This is a genomic window from Bradyrhizobium sp. UFLA01-814 (assembly GCF_046718885.1).
Lineage (GTDB): Bacteria > Pseudomonadota > Alphaproteobacteria > Rhizobiales > Xanthobacteraceae > Bradyrhizobium > Bradyrhizobium elkanii.
The window spans coordinates 40,955-48,231 of sequence record NZ_JAQOSR010000054.1; the positions used below are offsets into that span (position 1 = coordinate 40,955).

The window sequence follows — 7,277 nt, forward strand, 5'->3', positions numbered from 1 at the left end:
GTCGATTTTCATATGTCCATCTAGTGGACATTATTCTCATAATTTGCGATAGTATCCGCGCGGGCCGATTGGTCAAGCGCGCTGGATGCAGCGCGCCCCTGCCGAATTTGCGGATGTGGACGGATGGCAAAGAAACCGAAGGCGGAAGTTCAGGACGCGGAGCAGGGGGCGTCAGGCGTGCGGGCGGTCGACCGCGCCATCGCGATCCTGCAATGCTTCACGCCGGATCAGCCGGCGATGAGCGTGATCGAGATCCAGAAGCGGGTCGGGCTGAGCCGGCCGACGCTTTATCGCCTGCTGCAGACGCTGGCGCAGCGCGACCTGATCCAGGCCGAAGGCGACCCGCAGCGCTTCCGGCTGTCGCACGGCGTGATGAAGCTGGCCCATGTCTGGCTGAACGGTCTCGAGGTGGTCGCGATCGCGCGCCCGGTCGTCGAGGGCCTGCGCGAGGCGACCGGCGAGACCGCCGCGCTGTTCCGTGAACAGGATGATCGCGGCATCTGCATCCTCGAATGCGAGAGCCGTCACGTGCTCTCGATCAGCCGCGGCGTCGGCCACAGTCTGAGCCTGATCCAGGGATCGACCGGCAAGGCGATGCTGGCCTTCATGGACCCGAAGCGGCAGGCCGCGCTTCTTGCCAGCATTGCAAAGAGCGCGGATCGCGCGCGGCTCGAGGACGCGCTGACCTTTGCGCGGCGCAACGGCTATGCGACCAGCCATGGCGAGATCTTCGCCGGAGCGGTCGCCGTCTCCGCGCCGTGTTTCGATCATCGCGGCGAGGTCGTCGGTTCGGTCGGCCTCTACGGACCGAGCGCGCGCATCGACGAGCGGAACCTATTGGAATATTCAAAGCTGGTGCGCGAGGCGGGCCGGCAGATTTCGGTTCTGCTGGGCTATCAGGACGGCGCGCCCATCGCGTAGGGCTTCAACACCGCATAGAGCATGTCGTGCGTCGGCGTCGCGACGCCGAGCTTGCGGCCGAGTTCGACCACCTTGCCGTTCAGCCACGGCAGTTCGAGCCGGTTGCCACGCTCGAGATCGAGCGCCATCGAGGCCTTCATCGCCGGTGGCGCGTGTCCGATGAAGTCGAGCACTTTCGTCAGTGCATCCGGCGGCAGCTTGATGCCGTTGGCGTGCGCGATGGCGATGATCTCCTCGCAGGCCGACACGAAGAGCGGGCGCAAGTCGGGATCGTCGCGCAGCTTGCCGATCGGCAGCCTGGTGACCGCGGTCATGCCGGCATTGGTGGCGAGGCCGACGAACTTCATCCAGAGCTCGGTATTGATCTGCTCGCTCAAGGTCGCGTCGAAGCCGGCCTTCAGGCAGAGATTGAGCAGCGCCTTGCCGCGCGGCGTGATGCGGCCGTCGAGCTCACCGAAGATCATGCGCATGAAGGTGCCGACCTGGTTGATGACGCCAGGCTTGATGATCGAGGCCGAGATCTGCGCCACGCCGCCCATCACGGCGTCGCGTCCGAGGATCGGGACCAGCCTGTGAGGCGCGTCGATGCCGTTCTGCAGCGGGATCACCGCCGTGTCGGGGCCGACCATCGGCCTGATGTGCTGGCCGGCGCTTTCGACGTCCCACAGCTTGACACAGAACAGCACGATATCGACCGGGCCGACGCTTGCCGGATCGTCGGTCGCCTGGGTCGGGACCAGATGGGTTTCGCCGCGGCCGCCCTGAACCTTCAGCCCCTCGCTGCGCATGGCGGCCAAATGAGCGCCGCGCGCGATAAAGGTGACGTCGGCGCCGGCATGCGCGAGCGCCGCACCAAAGCCGCCCCCGACGCCTCCGGCGCCCACCACTGCGATCCGCATGATTGTCTCCCTGTCCGTCGCTTTGGGTCGCAGCCTCGACGATGTCGGCGCAATGCGCAACCCGGTTGCGCTATTGCGTAACCCGGCCTGTGTGAAAATCACGTGACCGCAGCCTTGTTTGCTACGCCATCTTCCTGCGTTGACTTGCCCGCCCGAACCGCTAAGCCATTTCGGAAAGTTCGGGAGGAATGCGTGGCGATGACGGAGCCGACGGCGGTCGCGCTTGACAGTGCGACGGTGGCGTTTCGGTTGGCGGATGGACGCGTCTATACCGCGGTCGAGCAGGCCAATCTTTCGGTTGATCATGGCGAGTTCGTCGCCATTGTCGGTCCGACCGGATGCGGGAAGTCGACGCTGCTTAACGTCACGGCCGGGCTGCTCAAGCCCGCGGCCGGAACGGCAAGGATCTTCGACAAGCCGCTGAGCGGCCTCAACCGTGATGCCGGCTACCTGTTCCAGGCCGATGCGCTGTTCCCCTGGAAGACCGCGATCGACAATGTCGCGATCGGGCTCGAGATATCAGGCACGGCGCGCGCCGAGGCGCTCGCGCGCGCGCAGAAATGGCTGACATCGATCGGGCTCGGCGCCTTCGCCAATCGCTATCCGCACATGCTGTCGGGCGGCCAGCGCAAGCGCGTCGCGCTGGCGCAGGTCCTGATCCGCGATCCGAAGATCCTCCTGATGGATGAGCCGTTCGGTCCGCTCGACGCCCAGACCCGGCAGATCATGGGCAATCTGCTGCTGGAATTGTGGAGCGCCGACCGCAAGGCGGTGCTGTTCGTCACCCACGATCTCGAGGAAGCGATCGCGCTGGCCGATCGTGTCGTGATCATGTCGGCCGGCCCCAGCGCGCGCATCATCGGCGACTGGCGCATCACGCTGCCGCGACCGCGCGACATCGCCGAGATCCGGATGGAGAAGGATTTCCATGCCCTGCACCGCGAGATCTGGGGCGTGCTGAAGGACGAGGTGATGAAGGGCTATGTCCAGTCGACGCAGGCGGGAGCCGCCTGATGTCGCGCGTCGCGTTGCTGTCCCTGCAGGTTCTGGTCGCCGTCGTCACACTGGTACTGTGGCAGCTCTTCTCGACCGTGCCGGTGTTCGGCAAGGTGCTGCTGCCGCCGTTCTTCTTCTCCAATCCGGTCGACGTCTTCAGCCAAATTGTAAAGTGGTTCTCGACCGGGGTGATCTGGAAGCATCTCGCGATCACGCTGTGGGAATCCATCCTCGCCTTCGTGATCGGCTCGGCCAGCGGCATCCTGGTCGGCTTCTGGTTCGCGCGGCAACCGCGCGTCGCCGCGGTGTTCGATCCCTATGTGAAGATGGTCAACGCGCTGCCGCGCGTGGTGCTGGCGCCGATCTTCGCGCTGTGGTTCGGGCTTGGCGTCTGGTCCAAGGTCGCGCTCGGCGTGACCCTGGTGTTCTTCATCGTGTTCTTCAACGTCTATCAGGGCGTCAAGGAAGTGCCGACCACGGTGCTCGACAATGGCCGCATGCTCGGCATGAACGAGCGGCAGCTGATGCGCCACGTCTACTGGCCCTCGGCGCTGTCATGGATGTTCTCCTCGCTGCACACCTCGGTCGGCTTTGCGGTGGTCGGCGCGGTGGTCGGCGAATATCTCGGCTCCGCCGCCGGCCTCGGCTACCTGATCCAGCAGGCCGAGGGCGTGTTCGACGTCGCCGGCGTGTTCGCGGGCATGTTCGTGCTGTCGGCCTTCGTCATCCTGATCGACATGGGCGTGACTGCGGTTGAGAAGCGGCTGCTGGTGTGGCGGCCAACGGCGGGGACGCGGGACTAACCGTCATTGCAATCAAGGAGGCCGCCTCCGTTGGCGGCCTCGACGCGTTCTGAGTGCGAAACCGTCAGGTCTTGTATCCCTGGCTGTGGCACCACCACGAAATGCCATTGGTATCGTGGCCAAACTTGAGCAGGGATTCCCTGCATTCGTTGAAGTTGTGGAAACGTTTGACGCCCTCCGGCCAGCAAACCACCGGCGTAGGATTGGGCCAGCTGCTGGAGACGGAGCAGGGTGCTCCCGAGGCTGCCTGCTTAGCGAGTGCGGGTTTATTCTCAGCATTTGCGGGGGCGATCGACAAGATCGCGACAGCTAGGCCCGCGAGGAGTGACGTGGCTTTCATGGCTATCTTCTCCCAAATCCCACCGTTGGGTCGGTGGTGGGCGACTATATCTGAGGTCGTGTCAGGGAAGCGACTCAATTTGCGTTTCGGTTTGTGGCGCGCGACGATCACGCGCGTTCGTGCGCCGGCGCCGCCTCCATCAGCCCGCGGATCTTCTCCGTCATCTCCGGATCAACAGGATTGTAGACGATCATGCTGAGGTCGGGCCGGCCGTCGACCGCGAACGCCGAATATTCGAACTTGACCGGGCCCAGGATCGGATGCCGGAGCTGCTTGACGCCTTCGCCGTGCGTTCGCACGTCGTTGTCGCGCCACAGCGCGGCGAATTCCGGACTGAGCCGGCAGAGCTCGTCGACGAACGGCTGCACCTCGGCTGCGGCACCGGCGCGTGCCGCGTCCACCCTGAAGGCGCCGACCACGAAGCGCGCCACGCTGGCCCAGTCATGTTGTGCGGCGCGGACGCGCGGATCGAGGAACATGAAGCGCAGCACGTTGCGCTCGCGCGGCGGCAGCGATCCGTAGTCCGTCAGCATCACGGTCGCGGCCCGGTTCCAGGCGACGATATCCCAGGTCGCGGTGCGTATCACGGCGGGGCGCGGCTCCAGCGCGTCGAGCACGCGCTGTAGCCGGGGCGTGACGCCTTCGCTCCTCTGGTAGCGCACCTCGGGCGTGCGTCCGAGACCGAGCAGGAACAGATGCTCGCGCTCGACATCGGTCAGCATCAGCGCACGCGCGATGCGGTCGAGCACATCGGCCGAGGGTGCGCCGCCGCGGCCCTGTTCGAGCCATGTGTACCAGGTCGCGCTGATGTTGGCGCGCTGCGCCACCTCTTCGCGGCGCAGGCCGGGCGTGCGCCGCCGCTCCGGCGGAAAGCCGAACACGGCCGGATCGAGCTTGCTGCGGCGGTCCTTCAGGTAGGCGCCGAGCAGGTTCTCTTGCGCGAGCGGTTCGCTCATCCTGTTAGCTATTATACCATGATAAGGTCACTACTTTAACAGGATAGCGCGCAGAGCCAGATTTGTCTCCAACGAAACCTGGAGACTTCCTCATGCGTGTGTTCGTCACTGGTGCCACCGGATTCATCGGCACTCCCGTCGTCAAGGACCTGATCGCCGCCGGACATCAGGTTCTTGGCATGGCCCGTTCGGAAGAGGGGGCCAACGCGATCTCTGCCGTTGGTGCGGAGGCTCTTCGCGGCTCGCTCGAGGACCTTGATAGCCTGCGCAAGGGGGCAAGCGCTTCGGATGCTGTCATTCACCTCGGCTTCGTTCACGACTGGTCCAACTTCGCGAAGAGTTGCGAGATCGACCGCCGCGCCATCGAAGCCTTGGGCTCTGTTCTGGCTGGATCGGACAGGCCATTGATCGTAACCGGGGGCTTGGCGGGATTGGCCAAGCCCGGCGAGATCGCGACTGAGAACCAAACGATATCGCCGGATTTCCCGTTTCCCCGCGTGTCGGAACAGACGGCCCTGTCGCTGAAGGGCGTCCGCGCGTCGGCCATGCGTCTTCCCCAGGTCCACGATCCTGTCAGGCAGGGTCTCATCACCCCATTGATCGCGGTGTACCGCGAAAAGGGCATGTGCGCCTATCTCGGCGACGGGCAAAATCGTTGGCCGGCGGCGCATGTTCTCGACGTGGCGCGCCTCTACCGGCTGGCCATCGAAAAGGCTGAGCCGAACGCAAGGTATCACGCCGTCGCCGAAGAGGGGGTCTCGATGCGCGACATTGCCGAAACGATCGGACGGCGGCTGAAGCTGCCGGTCAAATCCATCGCCCCGCAAGAGGCGCAAGCCTTCTTTGGCTGGCTCGGCACGTTCGCTGCATACGACATGGCGGCCTCCAGTGAGCAGACGCGCAGGAAGCTTGGATGGCAACCGACCGGGCCGGGGTTGATTGTCGATCTCGAGCAGCTGGTCTATTCCGTCCAGTAAGAAGCAGCGCAGTAGGATGCGTAGAATGGGTTAGCCGAAGGCGTAACCCACCATTTCTCCGCGGGTGAGCAGAGTTGGCGGGTTACGCTTCGCTAACCCGCCCTACGCAGCCGATTACAGCGGGAAGCATCGCATGTAGGCCGCAAACAGCTTCTCATCGCTGTAGCTCACCAGCCTTGCGTCGATCGCGTCCGCAAGTTCGAGGTCACGATTCTGAATGCGCAGCCATGCCTGCGAGTCGGCGGTGATGGTCAGAGCCGCCTCTCCGACATGCCGTCCCGGCACGACCTGGAGATCCTTGCCCTTGATCACGACTGTCATATCCAGCGCGCTCGTGCCGGTGAAGCGCAGATGCGTCACGAAATCCAGGCCTCGGGCCCGGCCGCGCTGAAATCCGAGCGAGAGCGAGAAGATGTAGGCCTGCAGGCTGCCGGTGTGGCGGCCGGACGTGACATGCTGAAGCTTCTTGTGCGGAAAGCGCCGCGTCACCGTGTCCTCGGCGTCGGTATCCGGGATCACGTAGACGAACTCGTCCTTGTCGATCAGCGGCTGCACCACATCGGCGAAATGGGCGTCGCGATCGTGCAGGAAGGGGCCGATCACGTCTTCGCCGGCCGGGCAGGCGGAGATGCAATAGGCCGCCTTGTAGCCCGGCTTGAACGACAGCGATTGCCAGATGTTCAACGTCTCGGTGCGGGGAACGCGGGCGCGATAGTCCCTGGCGTCCTTTGCATCCGCGACCTTCTCCACCCACTGCGAGAAGTTGCCGAGAAAGTCGTGATAGTTGTGGGTGTGGCAGGACAGGAAGTCGAAGCCGCCGTCCGGCTTGATGGCGCCGACCGGGCAGGCGGCGACGCACAATTTGCACTCCAGGCACGGATTGTAGTCGATCGGGTGGTCATGGGCGTCGACCTCGCATCCGAGCAGGATGGTGCCGAGCAGGACGAAGCTGCCGAATTTCGGATGGATCACGCTGCGATGGATTCCCATGCGGCCGAGACCGGCTTCCACCGCGATCGGCTTGTGCTGGACCATCATGATCCTGGGAAGGTCCATCTCCATCGGGAACGCGGCAACCGAGTTGCAGGCCGGGATGCCGTGCTCGTCGAGCGCGCGAACGATGGCGCGCGCGGTTTCGTTGACGTGATCATAGGTGCTGTGGAATTCCTCATTGGCGACCGAGCGCGATGGCGAGCGCACCGGCTCGCGGTTCATGTGGCAGACGATCGCGAGCAGGGAGCGCGTCCGGCCATAGACCTTGCGAATGAAGTCCCGCTGCGGCGCGATGGCGGCCCGTTCGAACTCGATGGTGCCGACATCATCGGCTCCGCATCTGCGCGCGATGTCCTTGATCAGCTCCGATGAAACCGGGACGTCGCGGACCG

Annotated in this window: 7 protein-coding genes; 4 read left to right on the forward strand and 3 right to left on the reverse strand. The window is 64.5% G+C overall.

Annotation, left to right across the window (positions count from 1 at the left end):
* Nucleotides 1–123: 123 nt before the first annotated feature.
* On the forward strand, nucleotides 124–921 hold the full coding sequence (locus PMN64_RS18370; RefSeq protein ID WP_411781649.1) for an IclR family transcriptional regulator: 798 nt from the start codon (nucleotides 124–126) through the stop codon (nucleotides 919–921).
* On the opposite strand, the gene PMN64_RS18375 is transcribed toward PMN64_RS18370, so the two are convergent.
* On the reverse strand, nucleotides 897–1,820 hold the full coding sequence (locus tag PMN64_RS18375) for a ketopantoate reductase family protein (protein WP_411781650.1): 924 nt from the start codon (nucleotides 1,818–1,820) through the stop codon (nucleotides 897–899). The genes PMN64_RS18370 and PMN64_RS18375 overlap by 25 nt on opposite strands.
* A gap of 198 nt (nucleotides 1,821–2,018) precedes the next feature.
* Between PMN64_RS18375 and PMN64_RS18380 the strand changes: the two genes are divergently transcribed.
* Together PMN64_RS18380 and PMN64_RS18385 are read left to right on the forward strand one after the other, a co-directional pair.
* A complete protein-coding gene (locus PMN64_RS18380) occupies nucleotides 2,019–2,834 on the forward strand; it encodes an ABC transporter ATP-binding protein (protein ID WP_304500353.1) in 816 nt (271 codons plus the stop codon).
* A complete protein-coding gene (locus tag PMN64_RS18385) occupies nucleotides 2,834–3,619 on the forward strand; it encodes an ABC transporter permease (RefSeq protein ID WP_411781651.1) in 786 nt (261 codons plus the stop codon). Before PMN64_RS18380 ends, PMN64_RS18385 begins: the two co-directional genes overlap by 1 nt.
* Nucleotides 3,620–4,066: 447 nt before the next feature.
* On the opposite strand, the gene PMN64_RS18390 is transcribed toward PMN64_RS18385, so the two are convergent.
* Nucleotides 4,067–4,915 carry a helix-turn-helix transcriptional regulator gene (locus tag PMN64_RS18390; RefSeq protein WP_304496363.1) on the reverse strand — a complete coding sequence of 283 codons (849 nt, stop codon included), beginning with the start codon at nucleotides 4,913–4,915 and terminating at the stop codon, nucleotides 4,067–4,069.
* A 92-nt stretch (nucleotides 4,916–5,007) separates the two neighbouring features.
* Between PMN64_RS18390 and PMN64_RS18395 the strand changes: the two genes are divergently transcribed.
* A complete protein-coding gene (locus PMN64_RS18395; RefSeq protein ID WP_304496362.1) occupies nucleotides 5,008–5,892 on the forward strand; it encodes an SDR family oxidoreductase in 885 nt (294 codons plus the stop codon).
* Nucleotides 5,893–6,006: 114 nt separating this feature from the next.
* Here the strand turns inward: PMN64_RS18395 and PMN64_RS18400 are convergent.
* Nucleotides 6,007–7,277 (reverse strand): 4Fe-4S binding protein (locus tag PMN64_RS18400; RefSeq protein ID WP_411781652.1); only part of this gene is annotated, 1,271 nt, incomplete at its 5' end.

Bases quoted from the DNA above. Each gene is read 5' to 3' on its own strand.
- PMN64_RS18370 (WP_411781649.1), top strand. From the start codon at position 124: ATGGCAAAGAAACCGAAGGCGGAAGTTCAGGACGCGGAGCAGGGGGCG.
- PMN64_RS18375 (WP_411781650.1), bottom strand. From the start codon at position 1,820: ATGCGGATCGCAGTGGTGGGCGCCGGAGGCGTCGGGGGCGGCTTTGGT.
- PMN64_RS18380 (WP_304500353.1), top strand. From the start codon at position 2,019: ATGACGGAGCCGACGGCGGTCGCGCTTGACAGTGCGACGGTGGCGTTT.
- PMN64_RS18385 (WP_411781651.1), top strand. From the start codon at position 2,834: ATGTCGCGCGTCGCGTTGCTGTCCCTGCAGGTTCTGGTCGCCGTCGTC.
- PMN64_RS18390 (WP_304496363.1), bottom strand. From the start codon at position 4,915: ATGAGCGAACCGCTCGCGCAAGAGAACCTGCTCGGCGCCTACCTGAAG.
- PMN64_RS18395 (WP_304496362.1), top strand. From the start codon at position 5,008: ATGCGTGTGTTCGTCACTGGTGCCACCGGATTCATCGGCACTCCCGTC.